We start from the raw sequence: 20,383 nt of genomic DNA on the forward strand, positions 1-20,383 counted from the left end.
TCAATATATGCGGCTTGTTTTTATTTTAAGCCTTCAACGATGTCTGATAGTTCGCTCCATCGTTCCATCGTTTTTTCTAACTCTTCTTCTGTATTCTGCTGCGCTTCAGATAATTCTTGTGCCTTTGTAAAGTCAGATCCAACCTTCGCAAGTTCTTCTCCAATTGACTCAATTTTCTCTTCTAATTGTGCAATTGTATCTTCAATTGTTTCCCATTCGCGCTGCTCGTTATATGAAAGTTTACGTTTACGTTGTTGTTTCGGAGCTTCTACTACTTTTTTCTCTTTTTGAACTTCTGCTTTCTCAATGAGTTCTTTCGTTTTTTCCATTTCTAAATAATCTGTATAACTACCTAGGAATTCACGCACTTCGCCTCCGCCAGTAAAGATGAACAATTCATCTACTACTTTATCTAAGAAGTAACGGTCATGTGATACAGTTAAAACGACACCTGGAAAATCTTCTAAATAATCTTCTAACACTGTTAATGTTTGTGTATCTAGATCATTCGTAGGCTCATCAAGTAATAGTACGTTCGGTTCTCCCATTAATATACGTAATAAGTATAGACGTCTTCTTTCACCACCAGATAGTTTACCAAGCGGTGTACCATGTGAATGCGTCGGGAATAAGAAACGTTCTAACATTTGAGACGCACCAATTACTTTTCCGTCTGTCGTATGAATGACTTCTGCAATTTCTTTAATATATTCAATCATACGCTGATTTAAATTCATCTCTTCATTTTCTTGCGTATAATAAGCAACTTTTACAGTTTGTCCAACTTCAATTTCACCACTATCAGGAGATAGTTTGCCCGCGAGCATATTTAATAGAGATGATTTCCCGCTTCCATTCGCTCCAATAATCCCGATACGATCGCCTGGTTTCACAATATGGTTAAAATTATGTAAAACTGTCTTTTCGCCAAATTTTTTCGTTACATCTTTTAACTCAAGTACTTTCTTTCCAAGACGACTTCCACTTAATGCAATATCAACTGACTGTTTTGCAGCTGGTCCCTCTTGTCCCTTTAGCTCTTCAAAACGCTGAATACGTGCCTTTTGTTTCGTAGAACGTGCTTTTGCACCACGGCGAATCCAAGCAAGTTCACGACGATATAAATTTTGGCGTTTTGATTCTTGTGCCGATTCTTGCTCTTCACGAAGTGCTTTCGCTTCTAAAAATGTACTATAGTTTCCTTCGTAGCTATATAGTTTACCGTTATCTAATTCAAAGATACGATTTGTCACACGATCTAAGAAATAACGATCATGGGTTACAAGTAATACTGCACCTGTATATCTTGCTAAATATTCTTCTAACCATTCAACTGTCTCATGATCAAGATGGTTCGTAGGCTCGTCTAAAATTAATAAATCAGGTGTTTCAATAAAACATTGCGCCATTGCGATACGTTTTTTCTGTCCACCAGATAAATTTCCAACAGTTGCTGTGAAATCAGTAATTCCTAATTTTGTTAAAAGAGATTTCGCATTTGCATTCGCTTCCCATGCACTCATCGCATCCATACGTTGCTGCACTGCAAATAATTGTTCCTGTACTTTTTCATTACTTGGATCTTTTTCGAGATTTAATAGTGCCTTTTCATAATCACGAAGAAGACGAATTAAAGGAGTATCACCATGGAACACTTGCTCTAATACAGTTAGTTTTTCATCAAACTCTGGTTGCTGTGATAAATAACTAATTGTATACCCACGTGAATGAGTCATATCACCTGTATCAGGAATTTCTACCCCTGCAATAATTTTTAACAACGTCGATTTACCAGTACCGTTTACACCGATAATCCCAGCACGTTGTCCCTCCGTAATACTACATGATAGTCCATCAAATAACGGTTTATCTCCATATGATTTTGATAAGTTTTCTACAGTTAACATTTTCATATTTGTGCATTCCACTCTTTCATAAATTGTTCTATAAACTGTTCCATATAACGATGTCGAACTTCAGCCTCTTGTTTTGCCGCGTCCGTATTCATTAAGTCTTTTAGCTTCAAAAGTTTTTCATAAAAATGGTTTAAAGATGGATCGTTATTTTTTCGGTATTCATCTTTCGTCATCACTTCACGAGGCGGAATAGTTGGATCATACATTAATCTTCCTTTCGCTCCCCCGTACGCAAATGTGCGGGCTATGCCAATTGCACCCAGAGCGTCTAAACGATCGGCATCTTGAACAATCTTCCCTTCCATTGATTCTACTTTACCACCATGGCCACCCTTAAAGGACATATTCGCAATAATGTGGAGAATATGTTTACTTTCCTCTTGTTCAACATGTAACTCTGCTAACCAATCAGAAACTTTTTTCATTCCTGCTTCTTCACTCTCATTTAGCTTCTCATCTGCCACATCGTGAAGTAATGCTGCCATTTCAATTATAAAACGATTTCCTCCTTCTTGCTCGGATAAAGAAATCGCCAATTTATGTACGCGTTCAATATGATACCAATCATGCCCACTCGCATCTTTTTCTAAAATGTGCTTTACGAAAGTTATTGTTTTTTTTATTTTTTCTTGTTTTATCATTTTATCTTCACCCAGTTACTTATTGTAACACGCCCGCATTTTTTCATCACATATTTTCTTGTCCGCCCATACACTGGGTGGTAGGCATCATTATGAAGGAGGAATAAACATGTTCTATAATAATCAACCGCCTTACCCACAACAACCTTTTTACCCTCAACATCAGGAACAAAGATACACTGAGCAATATGAAGAACAAGAGTTACAACAGCAAGAACAACAATATGAACAAAATCCATATGCAACAGCGCAAACTCAAGAAACTGACTATCAACAAAATCCATATGACACACGTCCAAATTATGAATATCCTCAAAATCCATACGTAGCACCGCAATATCAAGAACAACAATTTCAGCAAAATCCATATGTAACACCACAAACTCAAGAACAACAATTTCAGCAAAATCCATATACAGCACCGCAAACTCAAGAACAACAATTTCAACAAAATCCATATGCAGCACCGCAAACTCAAGAACAACAATTTCAACAAAATCCATATGCAACTCAGCCACAACAACAAATGTATCAACCAAGCTACGACGCACGTGTCTCACCACCTGCACCACCAACAATTGATCCGACGCAACCACAAATTTTACCACCAGGACCGACACTTGATATTACACAACCACAAATCTTACCTCCTGGACCGACACTCGATATTACACAGCCACAAATCTTACCTCCTGGACCAATTACAGAACCAACGCAACAACAAATCCAACAAGTTGTCGGTACACAGTTTTTACCTTTAAAGAAACCTGTATTAGATTTCGTAAAACCTTGGGTAGATTACGGTTTAAATGAAGCGAAACATACATCACACAAACATGCGTTAACAGAAGTTGCTGCGATTATGTTTTTAGTTGGTAAAGGATTTAATCCTACGATTGCGCATTATATTGTAGAATCTTGGGAGAAGAATGAGCAGTTTTAAGTTTGTTCATTTTGTGTTAAATAAAACTATAAAAGTGTCACAAATGCCTGTTATACAAGCATTTGCGACACTTTTTATTCGTTATATTATATTCTATTTCAAAAGGGTATTTCACATTTTTTCACGTGTTTTTATATTATTTGTGAGCAAAATGTGAGCAAATAATAGCCTTTTAATTAAACTGTATTAGACCAATTTTTATTTTAATAACAATTCATTTAACGTAAATTATTAGCTTTAGCAATTCCAATGTTATTAGTAACGAGTGTAGGTGTAGGTTGTAGTACAAAAGAAAAGCAGTTACTTATGAATGCTAAAGTTTAATACATAGTAAAAAAGCCCACTCAATTAAGAGCCGGTTTCTTTTGTTATTTCACATATACATAGGATACATTTATCTCCAATTTATATATTTACATTTTTTTCTTATTGTCCCATAATTTTAATTGGGAAAGGGAGGAAGAAAATGGTTCAAATCAAAGTAACACCTGAAATGCTAGAAGAAGTCGCAAAACGGGCAAGCGATACGAAATATGCGATAGAATCGATACATAAAGATTTATGTAATCAAATTGATTATTTATGTTATCAATGGATAGGTGCTTCTAATCAACATTTCGTCCAAATGTTCAATGATGCAAGACCAAAAGCATTTACCTCTATCAATGCAATCACAAATGTTGAAGAAGATTTAAAGAGGATTGCTGAGAAGTTCCGTCAAGCCGATAGTCAAGATGTATCTATAGAAGAAGAGGCAATGTGTGGACCTCTTTCATCCGAGGGAGAAGGATTTGACGGAAAAAAATTGGCACGTGATGTAGCTGGGGAAATGACCGGGGAATATGATATAAGGCGTGCTTGGGAAGGTATAGATCCATCAACAGGCGATAAACTTTCATGGTTGGATCGAGTATCAGCTGGCGGAATGATGGTTCTGGGTGTTACACCAGTTGGAAAACTTGCTAAAATGGTGAAAGGTGTTAAAATGACTGCAGATGCAGCCCAGGCTGCTAAAAAAGCTGCTAAAGCCACCGAAAATTATAGGGCACATCTTGAGAGACAAGATAAATTATTAACTAGTAATGGGGCATATCGGAAAGCAAAACGAGCCGCTGGAATTCCTAACTCTACTCCGCGCAAAAATCCAGTTCAAGTATTTGATGGGACTACTGAACATAGATGGGTAGAGGAGTACGCTAATTTTAAAGGTGAAAAAGTGTATATTATTGAACACAGAGAAGATAAAATGGGCAGGGGGCCTCATTTCCACACTGCTGATGACGAAAAAGGAAGCCCATTTGATAAAGGAACATATAGACAGCATCCTGGACATTATCCTGAAGATATTGAGGGTTACAAGAAACAAGGTAAAAAATAAAAACTAAAGGTGTGAAAAGTTTTGAGTAATGTGGATAAAAATCGAATGGAAATTCTTAAGAGAAAAGTTAAAAGAAACGCTGATAGAAAAGAACTTATAAACGAACTTTCTAATATTGTCGCAATTTCTATGGAGTCATTTATGGATGCAGAATCTAATGATTTATTTTGTAAAGAATTATATAGTAAGCTAGAAAAAAATTCAGACATAAAAATTTTGGGTGACACAAATTATAAAGAAAATATCAAGCTATCAATAAAACTATTGAAAGAAACAGTTAAAACTATTAAATTTCCAGTTAATGAAGGAAGACTATTTTTCTCTAGAGGGGGTAGAATTGAAGCAGTTAAGCTGAACATCACTGAAGTATTTAATAATTTAGAAGATTTATCAGCCGTATCAAGATTTCTAACTGGGTATGCAGATTTTGTATTAGTTGGTGATGATTTAGAATTCGGAGTATGCATTGAAACTACAGAATATCATTACGAATTTAGTATGTGGGGAATAACAACAGTTTAAAATACGAAAACACAAAAGACCACCTCTATTGAGAGCGGTCTTTTTATTACTTCATAGATAGCAATGCATTATTAGCTGTAATAAGAAGAGCTAAAGAGCACGTATTTCTCAAAGAACATCATTTAGTTACACGTTACGGAAGATTTAATCCCGATTATCCAATAGCTCAAGGATGGAAGCGCCTTGAAAGCGGTAATTTCTTAAAAGAAGACATGGATTTACTTCGTCATGAAATTTTCGAATCAAGATTTGAAGGTATTTTTAAAACAGATTACAAAACAGCACATAATGCTACCGTAAAATCAGGTCGCCCTTGGGAAATACCTGAAATTGATAGAGAATAAAACAATAAAGGAGATAAATTATGGCAATTCATATTACAATGAATAAAGAATTTGAAGACGAGGAAATAGTTGTATATCAATTTTATCCCTCAGAATATCCAGATAAAGTTGGAAAAATGTATTTTCATAAAAAAGATCAAATGTTTCATGAAATAGATCCAGTTCCGGTAAAATCAACTGCAACAAGTGAACATTACTTTTATTGTGCATGTAGCAGAATAATGCAATGTATCAAGAGTGGTGGAGAATTCTTAGAAGAAATGGAATATGGAGTATAATGAAATGAAAAAATGTATAAGCCGATCCTTTAATAAGGATCGGCTTTTCATATTACTTTACATATACATAAGCTTCATTTGCTGTTACATAGTATGTTTTTCCTTTGCTGTTGTGTACTTTATATTGCGGCGAACCATTCACACTTACTTTCGTTTCAATAGTAAAGCCTAATCCTGCATCTACAGAACCAACAACGTCTATATCCTGCCAAGATGGAGAATCATAGAATCGTAGCTTGTCCACCTTGGACACAACGCGTTTTCCTACAATAGATAAATCCACTGTGCTTTTCTTATTGAATTTCACATAAGAATAATCATTTTTAATCCATTGTTCCCCACCAAGGTTTAACCAACCGTCTTTTTCTCCCCACACAATATATGATTCTGGTTTATTCAATTGACGAACTTTAGAATAGCTTGTACCTGGTCCTTTACGTAAATTAACGTTGTAGCCTTCAATGTACGCCACACCATCTGTTACAGCTGTTGGAACTTCTGCTGGTTTAGATGGTTTTTCTGGAACAGAAACTTCTACACTAGAATTATTGTATGCACGCTGTACATCAGCACGGAATTGAGCTTCAGAAACACCATGACTGCGCAGATAATCAAGCGGGTCTTCATGATCTGTACCACCAAGATATTTCGTAACATCGTAGTGAGTCCATAATCCCTTTTCTACAGATAAACCGCGGTCACTTAGGATTTCAGCTAGTAATTTCACGTATTTATCATAGCTACGTTTGAATTTATCATAGTCTGCTGTTTCGCATAACTCTACATGCACAAACCGTTTGTTTGCTCCTGGTCCTGCGCCATAAGCAATGTATTTTGTATCAGCGATTTGAATTATTTCATCCCAATCTACTGCATAATGTACAAACGCTGAACGCCATGTACGAGACTCATATTTTTGAATATTGATAGCTGGTGCTTCTGGAGTTGCTGTAGAATGTGCTACAACGCCCTCATAAGCACCTACACCATTACGGTATGGTTGTTTTGGTAAATCAGGAATAATAAGCATTCTATCAGCAAAAGCACTTGTTGCAAAAGAAACAGCAAGTACTAGAATCATAAGAAATAAGGTAACATGTTTCATTGTCTTTTTCATTTAGCATCAGCATCCTTTTTTATAATTTTTTTGTGGTCAAATAATCCACTCGCTGACAGTCCAATGATGATTCCTTGAAATACATTTGTTTTGATATCTCCGCCCAAAAATAAAACGCCTAGCACAATGCCAAGCGTTAAATTTAATAACGGAACGTATTTTGTTTGTAATCCAATTGTTTTCGCAATCTGTGAAAGACCAACTACAATTCCAATCATTACAGTGATTTCAAACATTACATACCACCCCCCTTCAATAGTAAGCCGATAAGTGCTGTTGCGATTGCACCAATAATGATGCGGAGAATCCAGGTAGTATTGGCGCTTATTTTTTCAAGTTGCTTGTTTATATTCACAATGTCTTTTTCGTTTACAGTAGTACGTGTTTCTAATTTGCGAATATCATGCTGCATATCTTTTTGATCAGATTTAATTTGTTGGATCTCTTGCTTTAAATCTTGGATTTCTTGCATTTGTTCAGCTCCCTTCAAAATAAAAAGAGAGACGATGTTCGCCCCTCTTGTGTTATAAAAGCCGTATTTTGTGCAAAATAAAAACAGCTTATGGCTGCTCTGGTTTCTTATTTATTAATTTTTGAACTAACTCTTCTAATGTTGCTATTTTGTTGTTCATTAATGCAATTTCTTCATTATGCTTTCTCTCTATTTCTTGTATTTTCACATTTTGATTTTCTTCAAGTTCCTGTAAAGCTTTGACTGTAAGTGAAGCATATGAGTACAAGTGAATTCCTTTACCACTTTCATCGATAAAAGCTTCATCAGATTCATCTATAATTGCCCCATAATATGTTTTTATATCTTGTGTTGTCAATGGTGGATCAGTAGGATCTTTCTCTTCTCTCATTTTGTAAAGCTCGTTTACCGCATTCTTATAGTTAAATTGTCTCACTCGCACGTTCCTGATTTTTTCTAAGGCAGAAAATGATACATCACGAATATTAGATTTATATTCCCGTAATGAAGGGCTCATGAAATTACCTTGAACAGATCCCCATCCATTCTGAGTAACAGACGACTTAACTTGGAGGATTCCTGGATATCCTGCCGCGCGGCCATTACGCAATGTAATATTAGGTAATCTTAAATCTGCATCTGAGCTATTATCTTCGATTGCTAATGTAGATTGATAAAATCCTGTTCTTCCTCGTCTGAAATACCAATTCCCATTCCCTGAATAAAAAACATGGTGGTCATTAGCGTTTAGAACACTTAGTCCGTTTCTTTGCAACTCCCAATAAACAGATTTTTTGATTTCACCATTCTCTATGCCATCGCTAATACCAATGTTCGCATAAGCTTGAGGCCATCCTGCACCTGCTTGAGACATAAATAAAGCGCCTGCTGGAGCGTTAGTCTTTTCGTCTGAGCCTAAGATAAAAGTTGGTTGTACTGCACCATCTGATCTCCTGTAATGTCCCAGAAATGCTCTAGCAACCCCCTTTTCATAGAGACGTATAAATTGGTCATCTAAGCTTACGTAGTTATCAGTATTTGATGTTCGAACTTGGCAACCGCTTAGCAATCCAGCTTTAATCCACTCAGCGTTAACTTTACCAATTAAATCTATGCGTGCAGCATTTAACTTAATGCTTTCTTTACTCATGTTAATGGCTGCAATCACATCATTTTCTTTTACAGATATACTAACGCCCTTTTCTGTTAGCTGAAGGCGTGACTCCATATCCCTTACATAGGAATCTTTTGCAAATTGTCCATTTGCTTGCGTCTTCGTATATACTTCTGTCTTTTTTGCTGCTGCATTGATCCCCTGTTCATTGATAGTAAAGCGGTTATCGATTAGAGTCATTTTTTGATTAAATTGCTCAGTTGCAAGCTTATTAGCTAATTCGCCCAATAAATCTTGTTTATTTTTATCAACTGTTTGCTTCAACTCAGGTATCTTAAACCCAGCAACATAATCCTCTACTTGTTTAAGCTCAACTTTTGCATTGATTGCCGTTGCCTGTTGTTCAAGTTTTGTATTTGCTTCAGTAAGCTTCTTCCCTTGATCTGATACTACATTGTTTAAATCACTAACTGTGGAGGACAATCCGCTTGCTGTTTGTTCTACTCTAGTCATGCGTTTTTCAAATCCAACTTGACTATCTTGTACCTTAGTTACAGTAGTTTTAACACCCTCTACACTTCTTTCAATCTCGGTTGTTTTCTTAGTGAATTCATCATTCGTTACTTGGTTTTCTGGAGCTGGCGTCCAATCCTGTGGCTTATTCCCTTTATATAAAGCAACCCATTCTACAGTTGCCTTTGTAGTATTACTTGGATAGTTATATAAACTTAACTTTCGTTCATTCCCATTTGTAGTTGCGACAGCTTTAAAGGTTACATAAGTTATTCCATTAGCATAAACACTTGTTGCATATCCAACATTATTTGAACCGCCATTCTGCCAAATCCCAAATTTCTGACCTTGTGGGACACTCCCCTTAATTACAAAGGTATATTCCTCACCCACAAAGAAATTTTCAGTTAGAGAATATTGATTGATTAGATAGTCTATTTTTTCATATTTAACATTTGAATCTAATAAAAGGTTACGACCTCCAGCTTTATCGTTATTAACCTTTGTTTCTACACTTGTTAACTTTTCACTGATTTTCCCTGCTTGTTCTTTAATTTCAGTCGTTGTCTGTTTAAGTGATGTCGTATCGGATTGTATATCGGATATCGTCTTTTTTGTACCTTCCACAGTTAATTCTACCGTGTTTAATTTATTACTAATTTCAGTATCTTTTTTCGTTAACGATTCAATAGAAGTTTTAAATCCATTAGAATCCTGTTCAAACTGAGTTACTTTCTTATCGATTTCACCTTGTTTATTTTGGATATTAGAAATTGTACGGTTGACACCTTGTAAACCTTCCTGTACTTCGTTAAATTGTCCTGTTACTTGATTCTGTGCTTCTTGAACCTTTTGATTTAACTCTGTTTTTGTGGACTCGATATCTTTATTAACCTTCTCAAGTGTTTCTTTTTTAACGGATTCAACATCGGGTACAACCGATTCCCAAGCTGTGCCTGTCCATATTTTTAAAATACCAGGCTTTCCATTACTAATATCACGCCAGAGCGTTTTATAAGGTTTAAGCCCTGTTGTCGGTGGATTCTTGGATTCTATAATTTCAACAGTATTATTTTTAATATTCTCTTGTACTTTTTCAGCTAGTGTTTTTGCTGCTTCTGACTCTTTCTTTGCATTACTAGCTTTTTCGTTAGCTTCTTTTACTAATTTGTCTAGCTTATCTATCATTTCTTGTTTATTGCCAAGCGAACTAAGAATACGATTGTAAATCTTTCTTATTTCCTCATTTGGATCAACAATCTCATGATAATCTCCAAATACATATTTATCTTGCAATGGATTTTTATATGATTCATCACCAGCGATTGCTCTTGCTTCTAAATAAAGCTTAGGTGTAAATCCAGTATCTTTAATTCGAATCGTATCGCCCTCATTGATTAATTCATGAGCCAAACCGAACACACGACCAATTGATTGCGCTTCAACTTCATATAAGACAGACGCATTTACACGTTTTTTTAACTCTGTATTCATAAGAGTCATTAAACGCTTTGGATTCATATCTTGGTTTTCTGTCTCTGGACTATAGAATCCAAATTTATGCTGTCCCTTCTCACTCCACCTTTGGAAAGCATCACTGTCCACAAGATAAGGGACACCGTTATTTATTTCTGTAATAGTAACAAACTCTCCGCCTTCTTTTTTTACGAAACCTAATAAGGCTGTACAAATGTTTTGAGAGTTCTCAATACGCTTAATCCCCATTAAATCTTTACCAAGCGTTACTTCTTTTCCAGTGTTTTGCCCTCTTTTTTTAATCATATCTACATAACGCCCAACGACTTGAGAGCCTATGACTTCAGCGCGATATTGGATTTCTAATTCAAATAAGGAAGCTATTTTTTTAAGAAAAGACAGTGGATCAATAAATTCATCAATCGTCATGGAACGGAAACTAGCATATTCTAAATTCCCTTTTTGCCACTTCGTACCTGCAAGAGCGATATCAACCATTTCAATTACTGTTTTACCTTCTAGTTTTTGCGGAGGAATAATTCCAGCTTTGGCAAGTTGAATCCATTCACCAGATGCATAAGCGATTACTGATCTATCATCAGAATTCTTTTCAATTTCAGTAATTACATAAGGAACGATACGACCATCACGCACTTCTTTTAATACTAAATTTTGCTGTATAAGTGTGAATGAATGCCTTGTATTATCAAATACACGAAACTCTAATGTATCAATGTTATTTTTGATTTCCCAATGTCGTTTATCATCCCAATAATCTGTTTGCTGAATAGATGCTACAATTTGTTCTGTTTTAAAATCAACAACATGCAATTCACCACTTGGCGTTCTCATCTATATCTCTCCCTGTAACTGATTGTCGCTGTAACATCTGGTGGCATAATATCAATACGATTCTCTCCACGTATGATCTTAGGAAACTCACTAAATATATCTTTGATATTGATAGCATCTTTTCCGTTAATCGTAACAAGACTTCTTTCAGTATCAATAATCACTTTGTCTCCTGCATCAAAAATATAAGGCTTCGTATTTGAAGGGACTTTGTTTACCTCCCAAATCTTTAAATCGTCAATTTGTATTTCAGTAATAGGTTGGTAATTATCCCACTTGCAAATCGCAATCATAACTTGTGCAATTTTACGCTCTGTCATCGGATTTCCTGTTTCATCAATCCAACGTTCAACTAATGAAGCTCCATCTGTCTCTGTACCATCAATAAATTTAGCAACATAAACAGACCATTGTTTCCCTCTTCTCGCAATACGCAAACGCCCTCGAAATTGATTAAACGTAGTCGTATAACCTCCACTGGTATCTACTAATTTCCGAATACTATTAGGTGTCCCATTATTACCTACTCTCATATATGCCTTTGTAATTTCAGCGTCCGCATATAAATCATTTATATTTATACGAGCTACTATATTACTTGCTTCATCCAATAGTAGAACTTCAACACGTCCCATTTCACCAATACTTTTAGACTTCAAAGTCACCCATGTCTCCATTTCAAAATCTTGTAATGGTCCACCTGGAATGCTTTTCTTTGCTATCGCACCATGAAAACCTTTTTCTTGTCCGTAATCTTCGCAATAAAGTGCATATCCGTCTCTTGATTTAAATGTACCAGTACCTTTCATTTCCTCAACTTGTCCCGTAACAGGAGTCCAACCTATAGGTGAAACCATTTCATCCCATAGCACACGTTCGCGCTCTTGTACCGTTGTTTCTTCCACAGTTAAGGGATAACCAATACGGAAATAGTTTCGTTCTAAAGGATATTTACCGAACCATACATCTAAAAAAGTGCTTGGTTTTTTTACAATCATTTCAATTAACGCTGGAGCTTCTACGCTACCTTTATTAGTAAAATTAGAAGTAATCTCGGTAGACCAACTTTGAGTGAAAGTGTGAGTTTGTACTTTTCCTAATTTATAAGGCATTGGACAAATAAATTTCAAAGTACCTTTTCCTAAAGTAACAAAATCATCAGGATCGAAATCTTCATCAATGACAGCCAGATATGTCCTATTAGGTGTTACGTCAAAGACTAATTCAACAGGTTTTTTCTGTAATTAACCACTCTGCTATTTCTTCTTTTAATGTTTCTAAATCAGATCCATCAGGAACAATAATTCCAATCGGAATAGGTAAAACTCGCATGTCAGTTTCTGTGGTTAATAATCTTGCTCCTGGATAACCTGGAACACTTAGAAATTTCCGTTTTAATGGCGCCCATGCTGGTCTTTTCCATCCTTTTTCGATTTGAATAAAATCCTTACGTATATTGTTAAATGTAAAAGAACTCATTTTGACACCTCATTTCTTTATAAAATGAAAGAAACCCAAACTTAAAAGTCTGAGTTTCTTTTTGTTTCTCTTTCTTGATACTCGGTTGTATATCGATACGTGCCACGCGCCACATCTCGTCCCTCTAAAACAACAGGAACTTCAACAACTAAATCACCACCAAGCATTGGAAGTACTCCACCGTCAGATGATCCAGACGAGTAATTAAATACTTGATTTGATACACTGCTTGTCATAGCTTGTCTACTGTTTGATATGTTTCCATACACACCACTCATAACAGTCTTTAACCCCGCTAACTGACTCATAGAATTTGCCATCATACGACTCATATCACCCATTAATTGGTTCATAGCCCCAGTAATACCAAGTGATTTCTCGCTTGAAGATAACGGGGTAACTGAAACTTTATTTCCTTGTTTCATAAATAATTCTGGGCCTTTTTCACCAGCAATAAATTGTCCATCACCAAGTACATGTCCACCTGTTGCAAGCATTGGTACATGTGGAATAGTTGGAGCGCTAACTCCTGGGATTTCATTCAACAATTCTGCTGGTGTGTTAAAGCCATCTATGAACTTATTAATAATACGAATGATTCCGTTGATAGCTGTACGAATACCACTTTTAATACCATCCCAAACGCCTAATACCGCTGATTTCATACCATCAAATGCTCCGCTAACTGCATTTGTGACCCAACGAACAGGAGTCATAATAGCGTCTTTCAATCCATTCCATACAGAAGATGCGGTTGATTTGATTCCTTCCCAAATGCTTGAAAGCGTGGATTTAATACCATTCCAGATACTACTACTTGTACTACTGATCATATTCCAAGCAGTATAGATAGCTTGTTTGATGTTATTGAATACCGAAATCGCTGTGGAAACAATTGAATTCCATAAGCTAGAAAGGAAGCTCTTAATTGCATTCCATACTGCACTTGTTGTAGAACTAATCGTGTTCCATGTATTTATAATCCAGTCTTTTATTGAAATGAATATTGGTGTTACAAAAGCAACTAACCCATTCCAGCATGATTGTAAGAAATTTTTAACTGCATTCCATACAGTCATTGTTGCTGAACTGATTGTATCCCACACAGCGATGATCCAAGACTTGATTTGTTCGAAAATCGTCATAACAAATGCTACAAGCCCATTCCAACAGGAAACTAAGAAATTTTTAATCGTTTCCCATACAAAACTTGTAGTAGAACTAATGGTATTCCAACATTCAGAAATGAAATTTTTGATACTTTCAAATATTGGTGTAGCAAAGTACAAAATAGCCGTCCAAATTGCTTGTAAGTATTGAGTAATGAAACTCCATACAGTTTGAATCACTGTGGAAATACCATTCCAAATCATAGAAAAGAAATCTGCGATTCCTTGTAAAATTGGTGTTAGAAAGGCAACTAATCCATTCCAAGTCTCTTGGAAGAACGTTGAAATTGAAGTCCATACTTCGGTAAAGAAAGTTGCTATTCCTTGTAAGACAGAAGTAAGGTATCCCACAATTCCATTCCAAATTTCCATACAGAAATTAAAAATAGAAGTCCAAACACCAATGTATGCTTCTAAAATAGTGGTTCCCCAGGTTACAACAAACTCAACTATTCCATTCCATATCCCTATTAAGAATTCTTTAATTGAATTCCAAACTTCCGATGTAGATTCACTAATACTATTCCACGTTTCACTTGCCCATTGTACAATCCCGTCCCATATTCCTACTAAGAACTCTCCAATTGCATTCCAAGCATCAATGGTCCATTGCTTTATAGAATCCCAATTTTGATAAATTAGTACGCCAAAGGCAACTACAGCGGCTACAACCACAGCGATTAACGCTACCCATCCCATCATTGCAGCCCCTATACTCGATATGACGACAACGATTGGCGCTAAAGCCATAAACGCTCCTGCAATAACTCCAATTGCTACTGCGATAGCTGCCAAAGTAGCTGCTAGTTTTGGATTATTAGAAATCCAATCAGCTATCTTAGCAACAACATCAGCTATAACTCCAAGAACAGGTTTGAGAGCTACTTGTAAATCTTGCATTGCTTTTTGAAACTTAACTGCTGGATTTGCATCCATTTTCTTAATGGAATCATTCAATTCATCCTGTTGTTTTCCAAAATCAACTGTTTTATCTTTCGCACCTAGCAAAGTATTAATGATGTTTTTCCCTTGATCTTCGTACATCGTACCGAAAAATTTAACCCCTAATTCATTACGTTTTGTTTCATCATCAACTTCTGATAAAGCTTGTGCAATTTCAGTCATAGCCGCTGAACCTTCTTTACCACCATTAGCTACAGCTTGACCCCATTTTTCAACTTGTTCCGCTGATATTTGTGTACCTTCAAGAGCTTCTTTCATAGCCTTATCGACACCTTGACCGAACTCAGCCGCTTTGATACGACCTTCTTTTAAGCCGTCTAGCAAATTATCAATATTCCAGGTTCCTGTATCAACACCAGCTTCCATAATCGCTTGTACTTCTTCAGCACTATATCCTGCTCTTGTTAACTGTCCACCATATTCAGCGATAATATCTAGTTGTTCTGGTGGGAAACCCATTTTTAGTAATGCATCAGCCATCCCAAGAGCCCCCTCTTGGGAAATCCCTAATTCATTTCCTATTTCATTTGTTTCTTGAATTAATTCAGTGAAATCTATACCTTCATAAGATTGAGAAATAGCGGCTGCACCTTTTACTATTGCTGCATTCGCTTCATCACTTACATCTTTATTTAAAGCCCATTGTCTTCTCACACCAGCAAGCGATTCTTCAGCATCTAATCCATAAGCGGTTACACCTCGTATTGCTTCTTCCACTGATTTTTTAGAAGACTCTGGAACATCGAAAGCAATATCAATTTTGGTCTGTAGCTTTGACATATCCATCGCTTTTTCGACCGCACTTGCAATTCCGCCACCAGCTGCCAATCCGCCAATGACATTTTCTAACCCTATTTTTAATCCTTCAAACTTTTTCTCGGTTCTTCCAGCTTCTTGTTGTAATTCCCTTAATTCATTTTGTACTTGTTGAATTGAATTACCAGCATCCACAGATCGTAACGCACGTTGTAATTTTTCAATATCGGCTTCTGTTCCTAATGCTTCTCGTCCGATAATTCCAATTGCTTGTTCTAACTGCCGACTTGTAGCTGTTCCGCTCTTAATTGCATTCACAAGACGATTTCCTAATGCCCCTGCAAAATCATCAACGCTTTTTCCTGTAGCGCTAAACAATGTTTCTAATTGTCTTGTTGAACTTGCTACATTGTCTTGCTCAGCTTTCATGTTTCCGAGTTTATTTTTCAGACCATTAAGCGATCCTTCTGTAAATTCAATTTCTCGCCTAAAAGCACGATATTGTTCTTCAGAAATTTTACCGTTTTGAAATTGAGCTTGTACTTGTTGTTCCGCTGCTTTCAATTTATCTAGCTTTTGTGTTGTATTTTCAATTTGTTGTGTAAGTAACTGTTGTTTTTGGGCTAATGCTTCCACATTACCAGGATCAAATTTTAATAATCGTTCAACATCTTTAAGCTCTTTGGTTAAATCATTACTTCTTTTGTTTACATCTTTCAAAGCATTTTGAAGACCTGTGGTTTCTCCTCCAATTTCAATCGTAATCCCTTTAATTCTTCCTGCCATTTTCTCACCCCTTTCTTAGAATGAATCGAAGTCTGTTTGATTTGCTTTTCTAACTTTTTCTTTGTCTGGATTCTCCATTTCAGCGAATTCAGCAATATAATCAAAGCAATCTCCAATTGTCATGACTTCCAAATCCCAATGCGTTAATTTCGATTTATAACAAAGAGCAAGGAACGTATCAGTGGTTAATTCTTCATCACTGATAGCCCCTTGCTCCCCGTTAGTTTTCTTTATTTTTTTTTTGCACCCATTGTACTTTGAATCATATCCATAATTTCTGGAAGGATTTCAGAGATAGGGAATTCGTCAAAACCATCTAACCATGTAATCGGGTCAGCAATTTCTGGATTTGCTGCTTTCGCATATAACCAAACTAGATCATAAACAACTTCAAAATCTACTTTACTTAAATCTGCATTCGCTAAATCGATAGTAGCGCCAGCTTGAGGATTTGAAGGAGCAATAACACCTAATTTGAGCATATCTGCAAATAAATCACGTCTAAATTGTGCTTTATACTTTTTAACTGTTGCCGCTGTACTTTTTAATCTGACTTGTTTTCCGTCTATTGTAATTGTCTTTTCCATTTACTTACGCTCCTTTTGGTACTGCTGGTGTTTTTACATACACTTTTTTATACCAATCGTTATAAATTGCTGTTGTTGTTTTAGCAGTTGTCTTCGTTTTAACCATTGGTCTTCCACCAGGCGCTAAAATCAGTGGGCTAGCAACAAATTTTAATTCATTTGTATTTGGTTCAGCGGAATTCGTTTTTGATTTAGATGAAATGTTAGGACGACTTGCTGAACAGTTATACATAACATGTCGAGTTGCTTTTACATCGCCATCAAATTCAAATAACAATGCGAAAGGTTTTCCTTTAGCGTCAGCAAATTCATTAAGTACACCATCAGTTTCATCTAACTGCTCACCTAGTGCATCGATAGCAAATTGTTCTGGAATAACAGCAATATTTAAAACTCCTTCATATCCTTGGTTATTATCTGCTGAGTAATAAAGCATATCGTCTGCATAAAACTCAATTAAATCACCGCGTGGTTCATTTGTTAGTTCAACCGCACCAGGCATTGGAATTGGCGTTTTAAATGTAACGACTCCATCAGTTACGTTGTATGGTACATAATGAACATTTTTTAAACCATAAGATACTTTGTTTTCATTCATTTATATCAACCTCGTTTCGTATATTTTTCGATACATTTTTTCAGATTCAATAAAAGTCCCATACGAGTCATAAGGAATCTCATGATCGTCTAGGACTTTTTCAAGTTTTTCTTCTGCAACTAAATCTTTTTTAGTTGTGTAAAGCTCAATATTTGCATCGTCTATCTTGTGATAAACCTTGTTATCAGCCATTAAATTTGCTGATCCATCCACAAGGAAACAAATATAAGGTGGCGCTGGCACTGGCTTCCCTGGCGTTGCTGTGAAATGCGAATAAGCCACAGGATAACCTGTAGCTTCAAGGATTTTTGTTAATTTACCTAATATCATTATTCAAGCGCCCTTTCAATCCGTCGTGGTAATTCATTAATTACATACTCTTCAACTGGACGAATATGCACTTGAGCCGGAACGCGTCCACCACCAGCCTTTGCATGGCCATTTTCCAAAAGATGCGTTAGTTGTCCTTTTGTATTGTGGACAACAACGCTATTACCTTCTTTTTTCTTACGCCACCCTTTACGATAAGCACCTGTTTTTTTAGGACCACTTTGTCTTAATTTACTTACAGCATGATCAGCTACTTCTTCTTGTGCTGTTAGCAATTCTTCTTCTACAACATTCGCATACCTTTGTAATTCTCTAGCAAGATCGCTCGCAAAATCGTTCATATTAAACATGCTCCTTTGCGATAATAGTCAATGTTTGATACATTTCATCATCATTCATTGGCGGTTCGATAATATCAAAGATACGACCCTTCATTTTAATTCGCATTAATTCTATAATACCTGTTGTATAAGGAATTACAAACCTATAAATTCGTGTGGACTGTGAAGCCGAAGCTTCAATGTATTCCGAACCTTTTACCGTTTTTATCATCGCCCATGCTTTTTTAACTTCTTGCCAATTACCTGTTTCAACTTCTTGATTCAATTCATCTTTTATTACTTCCGGTTGTTCTATGATAATTCGATTTCTAAAATCACCTGTATTTAGTGGTTTTTTATACTGAAAGGGACGCATATTAATCACCGTACAATTTAATTTCTTCTAATGCTTTATCGATGCCTAAACTATTAATCTGACTTAAAAAATTCTTGTCAAAATACTCTAATGCATCATTATAAACATAACGAGAGCGTTCAAAGACTAATTCTTTGAACTCCTCGTCATTATTTAAATCATAATCCCCACAAACCCTAATTAATGCCTTGTTAGACGTAGAAAGGATGCGCTTTAGGTTATCATCTTCATCATCACCTAAGTGCATCCTTTCTTTAAATTGCTGTAATATTACATCTGAAATTACTGTATCCATTCACATCATCCTTGTGTCGGTGGCGTTACTTCTTCAAGTTTCAATGTATAAACTTGTGAAGTGTATTTATCCTTTGGTTTACCTGTAGCATATTGTTTAGCAATATAAACTGTCGCATCTTCTAAAGCTAGTGTTTCTTCATATTTTTTGATTGGTTCTGTTCCACCCATCGCTGCAACATACTGACCCTTAACAAAGAATAATACTTTCCCTTGAGGTACAAAAACCGACTCCGTAAGGATTGGGTTAAATGGCAAGCTAGTTACATATACTCCAGCTGCATTTTGAATTGTCGCGTTTGCTTGAATATCAAAAGTATCAAATGGATTAGTTACCATAACTACTTTACCAGCAATATTTTTTGGTCGATCTGCATCTGAACCATCAGCATTTAATTTTTTAGCTAGTAATTTAACAACTCCTTTTAATTCATTGATTGTTTTACGACCTGGTTCAAACGTTAAAGTGCCTACAGGCTTTTTATCTGGATATACTCCATTCACAACACTTCCGCTTGGATCTTTTAATAATCCAATAGGTTCATCTTTACCTGTACCAGCTACAAATCCACGTTCTAAACCTACTTTCATTGCTTCTGTAATCATTGTGCGAACGTATCGTTCAACCCAAACAGGCCCAAGTTTTAACATGTCGTTTGCTAATGGAATAAACGCTGTTAATTTAAGTTGGGAAATGCTATCTTTACGGAATGTAGCATTTAATTGACCTTTAATACCATCAAATAACGGTCCCCATACCGCTGCGCCTTCTGGATCTCCATAAATAAATTCTGTTACAGCTCCTAAATTCTCTAAACCAATATGTTGTAAGAAAGGATGATCTTCAACTAAATCATCAAAAATTCGTTCTTGAGTTGTCTTAGGTAAAGTTTCAGTGGACTTAAAACCACCTTCTTCCACAACTGCATTAAAGAACTTCATTTCTTCACTTGTTAGAACATTAGCGCCACGATACTGCATAATAGAACGATCTACCATTGACTCATTTACTTGATTTAAAATATCTGAACGGACATCTGTAGCAAGCGCTTCAATCATAGAATTTAATGCTGCTGTTTGTTCTTCTGGTGTACCTTCCTGTGTCGCCTTTGCAAAAGCTAATTTCTTTTCTTCAAAGTTATTAAATTTAATTACCATA

General features: G+C 36.0%; 19 protein-coding genes and 1 pseudogene. 4 read left to right on the forward strand and 16 right to left on the reverse strand.

Annotated elements, in window-relative coordinates; translation table 11 throughout:
* Window positions 1-20: 20 nt before the first annotated feature.
* Both COC96_RS01985 and COC96_RS01990 read right to left on the reverse strand, forming a co-directional pair.
* Window positions 21-1,913: an ABC-F family ATP-binding cassette domain-containing protein gene (locus COC96_RS01985; RefSeq protein WP_098266631.1), complete on the reverse strand. Its 1,893-nt coding sequence runs from the start codon at window positions 1,911-1,913 to the stop codon at window positions 21-23.
* Window positions 1,910-2,557 (reverse strand): HD domain-containing protein, encoded by a 648-nt coding sequence (locus COC96_RS01990; protein WP_097903202.1) that lies wholly within the window; start codon window positions 2,555-2,557, stop codon window positions 1,910-1,912. Before COC96_RS01990 ends, COC96_RS01985 begins: the two co-directional genes overlap by 4 nt.
* Window positions 2,558-2,666: 109 nt before the next feature.
* Between COC96_RS01990 and COC96_RS01995 the strand changes: the two genes are divergently transcribed.
* From COC96_RS01995 to COC96_RS02020, 4 genes are all read left to right on the forward strand, one after another.
* Window positions 2,667-3,500 (forward strand): hypothetical protein, encoded by an 834-nt coding sequence (locus COC96_RS01995; protein ID WP_098768173.1) that lies wholly within the window; start codon window positions 2,667-2,669, stop codon window positions 3,498-3,500.
* 466 nt (window positions 3,501-3,966) lie between these two features.
* Window positions 3,967-4,878 (forward strand): WXG100 family type VII secretion target, encoded by a 912-nt coding sequence (locus tag COC96_RS02005; RefSeq protein WP_098266629.1) that lies wholly within the window; start codon window positions 3,967-3,969, stop codon window positions 4,876-4,878.
* Window positions 4,879-4,899: 21 nt separating this feature from the next.
* Window positions 4,900-5,400, forward strand: coding sequence for a YxiF family protein (locus COC96_RS02010; protein WP_141535870.1), 501 nt, complete (start codon window positions 4,900-4,902; stop codon window positions 5,398-5,400).
* A gap of 364 nt (window positions 5,401-5,764) precedes the next feature.
* Window positions 5,765-6,022: a hypothetical protein gene (locus COC96_RS02020; RefSeq protein WP_098768174.1), complete on the forward strand. Its 258-nt coding sequence runs from the start codon at window positions 5,765-5,767 to the stop codon at window positions 6,020-6,022.
* Between the two features lie 52 nt (window positions 6,023-6,074).
* Here COC96_RS02020 and COC96_RS02025 read toward each other — a convergent pair whose 3' ends face one another.
* From COC96_RS02025 to COC96_RS02085, 14 genes and pseudogenes are all read right to left on the reverse strand, one after another.
* A complete protein-coding gene (locus tag COC96_RS02025; RefSeq protein WP_098768175.1) occupies window positions 6,075-7,139 on the reverse strand; it encodes an N-acetylmuramoyl-L-alanine amidase in 1,065 nt (354 codons plus the stop codon).
* Window positions 7,136-7,375 carry a holin gene (locus tag COC96_RS02030; protein ID WP_098768176.1) on the reverse strand — a complete coding sequence of 80 codons (240 nt, stop codon included), beginning with the start codon at window positions 7,373-7,375 and terminating at the stop codon, window positions 7,136-7,138. The genes COC96_RS02025 and COC96_RS02030 overlap by 4 nt, the downstream gene beginning before the upstream one ends.
* Entirely contained in the window at window positions 7,375-7,611 is a 237-nt protein-coding gene (locus COC96_RS02035) for a hemolysin XhlA family protein (protein ID WP_098768177.1), read from the reverse strand. Before COC96_RS02035 ends, COC96_RS02030 begins: the two co-directional genes overlap by 1 nt.
* An 88-nt stretch (window positions 7,612-7,699) precedes the next feature.
* Complete coding sequence (locus tag COC96_RS02040) at window positions 7,700-11,566, reverse strand: phage tail spike protein (protein WP_098768178.1); 3,867 nt, start codon at window positions 11,564-11,566, stop codon at window positions 7,700-7,702.
* Window positions 11,563-13,045, reverse strand: a pseudogene (locus COC96_RS02045) (distal tail protein Dit). Before COC96_RS02045 ends, COC96_RS02040 begins: the two are co-directional and overlap by 4 nt.
* 41 nt (window positions 13,046-13,086) lie before the next feature.
* Window positions 13,087-16,719 (reverse strand): phage tail protein, encoded by a 3,633-nt coding sequence (locus COC96_RS02050; protein WP_098768179.1) that lies wholly within the window; start codon window positions 16,717-16,719, stop codon window positions 13,087-13,089.
* A 15-nt stretch (window positions 16,720-16,734) separates the two neighbouring features.
* On the reverse strand, window positions 16,735-16,923 hold the full coding sequence (locus tag COC96_RS27850) for a hypothetical protein (protein ID WP_257201442.1): 189 nt from the start codon (window positions 16,921-16,923) through the stop codon (window positions 16,735-16,737).
* 26 nt (window positions 16,924-16,949) lie between these two features.
* Complete coding sequence (locus COC96_RS02055) at window positions 16,950-17,306, reverse strand: hypothetical protein (RefSeq protein WP_098289276.1); 357 nt, start codon at window positions 17,304-17,306, stop codon at window positions 16,950-16,952.
* 4 nt (window positions 17,307-17,310) lie between these two features.
* On the reverse strand, window positions 17,311-17,904 hold the full coding sequence (locus COC96_RS02060; protein WP_098768180.1) for a major tail protein: 594 nt from the start codon (window positions 17,902-17,904) through the stop codon (window positions 17,311-17,313).
* Entirely contained in the window at window positions 17,905-18,234 is a 330-nt protein-coding gene (locus COC96_RS02065) for a hypothetical protein (RefSeq protein ID WP_098768181.1), read from the reverse strand.
* Window positions 18,234-18,575, reverse strand: coding sequence for an HK97 gp10 family phage protein (locus COC96_RS02070; protein ID WP_098768182.1), 342 nt, complete (start codon window positions 18,573-18,575; stop codon window positions 18,234-18,236). The genes COC96_RS02065 and COC96_RS02070 overlap by 1 nt, the downstream gene beginning before the upstream one ends.
* A 1-nt stretch (window position 18,576) precedes the next feature.
* Window positions 18,577-18,930: a phage head closure protein gene (locus tag COC96_RS02075; RefSeq protein WP_098768183.1), complete on the reverse strand. Its 354-nt coding sequence runs from the start codon at window positions 18,928-18,930 to the stop codon at window positions 18,577-18,579.
* Window position 18,931: 1 nt separating this feature from the next.
* Complete coding sequence (locus COC96_RS02080; RefSeq protein ID WP_098768184.1) at window positions 18,932-19,225, reverse strand: hypothetical protein; 294 nt, start codon at window positions 19,223-19,225, stop codon at window positions 18,932-18,934.
* Window positions 19,226-19,230: 5 nt separating this feature from the next.
* A complete protein-coding gene (locus COC96_RS02085) occupies window positions 19,231-20,382 on the reverse strand; it encodes a phage major capsid protein (RefSeq protein ID WP_098768185.1) in 1,152 nt (383 codons plus the stop codon).
* Window position 20,383 lies beyond the last annotated feature (1 nt).

It is taken from the genome of Bacillus cereus (genome assembly GCF_002577405.1).
Classification (GTDB): domain Bacteria; phylum Bacillota; class Bacilli; order Bacillales; family Bacillaceae_G; genus Bacillus_A; species Bacillus_A cereus_AU.

What these genes read in the sequence shown, in the direction of transcription:
- COC96_RS01985 (WP_098266631.1), bottom strand. Translation starts at nt 1,913, where the DNA reads ATGAAAATGTTAACTGTAGAAAACTTATCAAAATCATATGGAGATAAA.
- COC96_RS01990 (WP_097903202.1), bottom strand. Translation starts at nt 2,557, where the DNA reads ATGATAAAACAAGAAAAAATAAAAAAAACAATAACTTTCGTAAAGCAC.
- COC96_RS01995 (WP_098768173.1), top strand. Translation starts at nt 2,667, where the DNA reads ATGTTCTATAATAATCAACCGCCTTACCCACAACAACCTTTTTACCCT.
- COC96_RS02005 (WP_098266629.1), top strand. Translation starts at nt 3,967, where the DNA reads ATGGTTCAAATCAAAGTAACACCTGAAATGCTAGAAGAAGTCGCAAAA.
- COC96_RS02020 (WP_098768174.1), top strand. Translation starts at nt 5,765, where the DNA reads ATGGCAATTCATATTACAATGAATAAAGAATTTGAAGACGAGGAAATA.
- COC96_RS02025 (WP_098768175.1), bottom strand. Translation starts at nt 7,139, where the DNA reads ATGAAAAAGACAATGAAACATGTTACCTTATTTCTTATGATTCTAGTA.
- COC96_RS02030 (WP_098768176.1), bottom strand. Translation starts at nt 7,375, where the DNA reads ATGTTTGAAATCACTGTAATGATTGGAATTGTAGTTGGTCTTTCACAG.
- COC96_RS02035 (WP_098768177.1), bottom strand. Translation starts at nt 7,611, where the DNA reads ATGCAAGAAATCCAAGATTTAAAGCAAGAGATCCAACAAATTAAATCT.
- COC96_RS02040 (WP_098768178.1), bottom strand. Translation starts at nt 11,566, where the DNA reads ATGAGAACGCCAAGTGGTGAATTGCATGTTGTTGATTTTAAAACAGAA.
- COC96_RS02050 (WP_098768179.1), bottom strand. Translation starts at nt 16,719, where the DNA reads ATGGCAGGAAGAATTAAAGGGATTACGATTGAAATTGGAGGAGAAACC.
- COC96_RS02055 (WP_098289276.1), bottom strand. Translation starts at nt 17,306, where the DNA reads ATGGAAAAGACAATTACAATAGACGGAAAACAAGTCAGATTAAAAAGT.
- COC96_RS02060 (WP_098768180.1), bottom strand. Translation starts at nt 17,904, where the DNA reads ATGAATGAAAACAAAGTATCTTATGGTTTAAAAAATGTTCATTATGTA.
- COC96_RS02065 (WP_098768181.1), bottom strand. Translation starts at nt 18,234, where the DNA reads ATGATATTAGGTAAATTAACAAAAATCCTTGAAGCTACAGGTTATCCT.
- COC96_RS02070 (WP_098768182.1), bottom strand. Translation starts at nt 18,575, where the DNA reads ATGAACGATTTTGCGAGCGATCTTGCTAGAGAATTACAAAGGTATGCG.
- COC96_RS02075 (WP_098768183.1), bottom strand. Translation starts at nt 18,930, where the DNA reads ATGCGTCCCTTTCAGTATAAAAAACCACTAAATACAGGTGATTTTAGA.
- COC96_RS02080 (WP_098768184.1), bottom strand. Translation starts at nt 19,225, where the DNA reads ATGGATACAGTAATTTCAGATGTAATATTACAGCAATTTAAAGAAAGG.
- COC96_RS02085 (WP_098768185.1), bottom strand. Translation starts at nt 20,382, where the DNA reads ATGGTAATTAAATTTAATAACTTTGAAGAAAAGAAATTAGCTTTTGCA.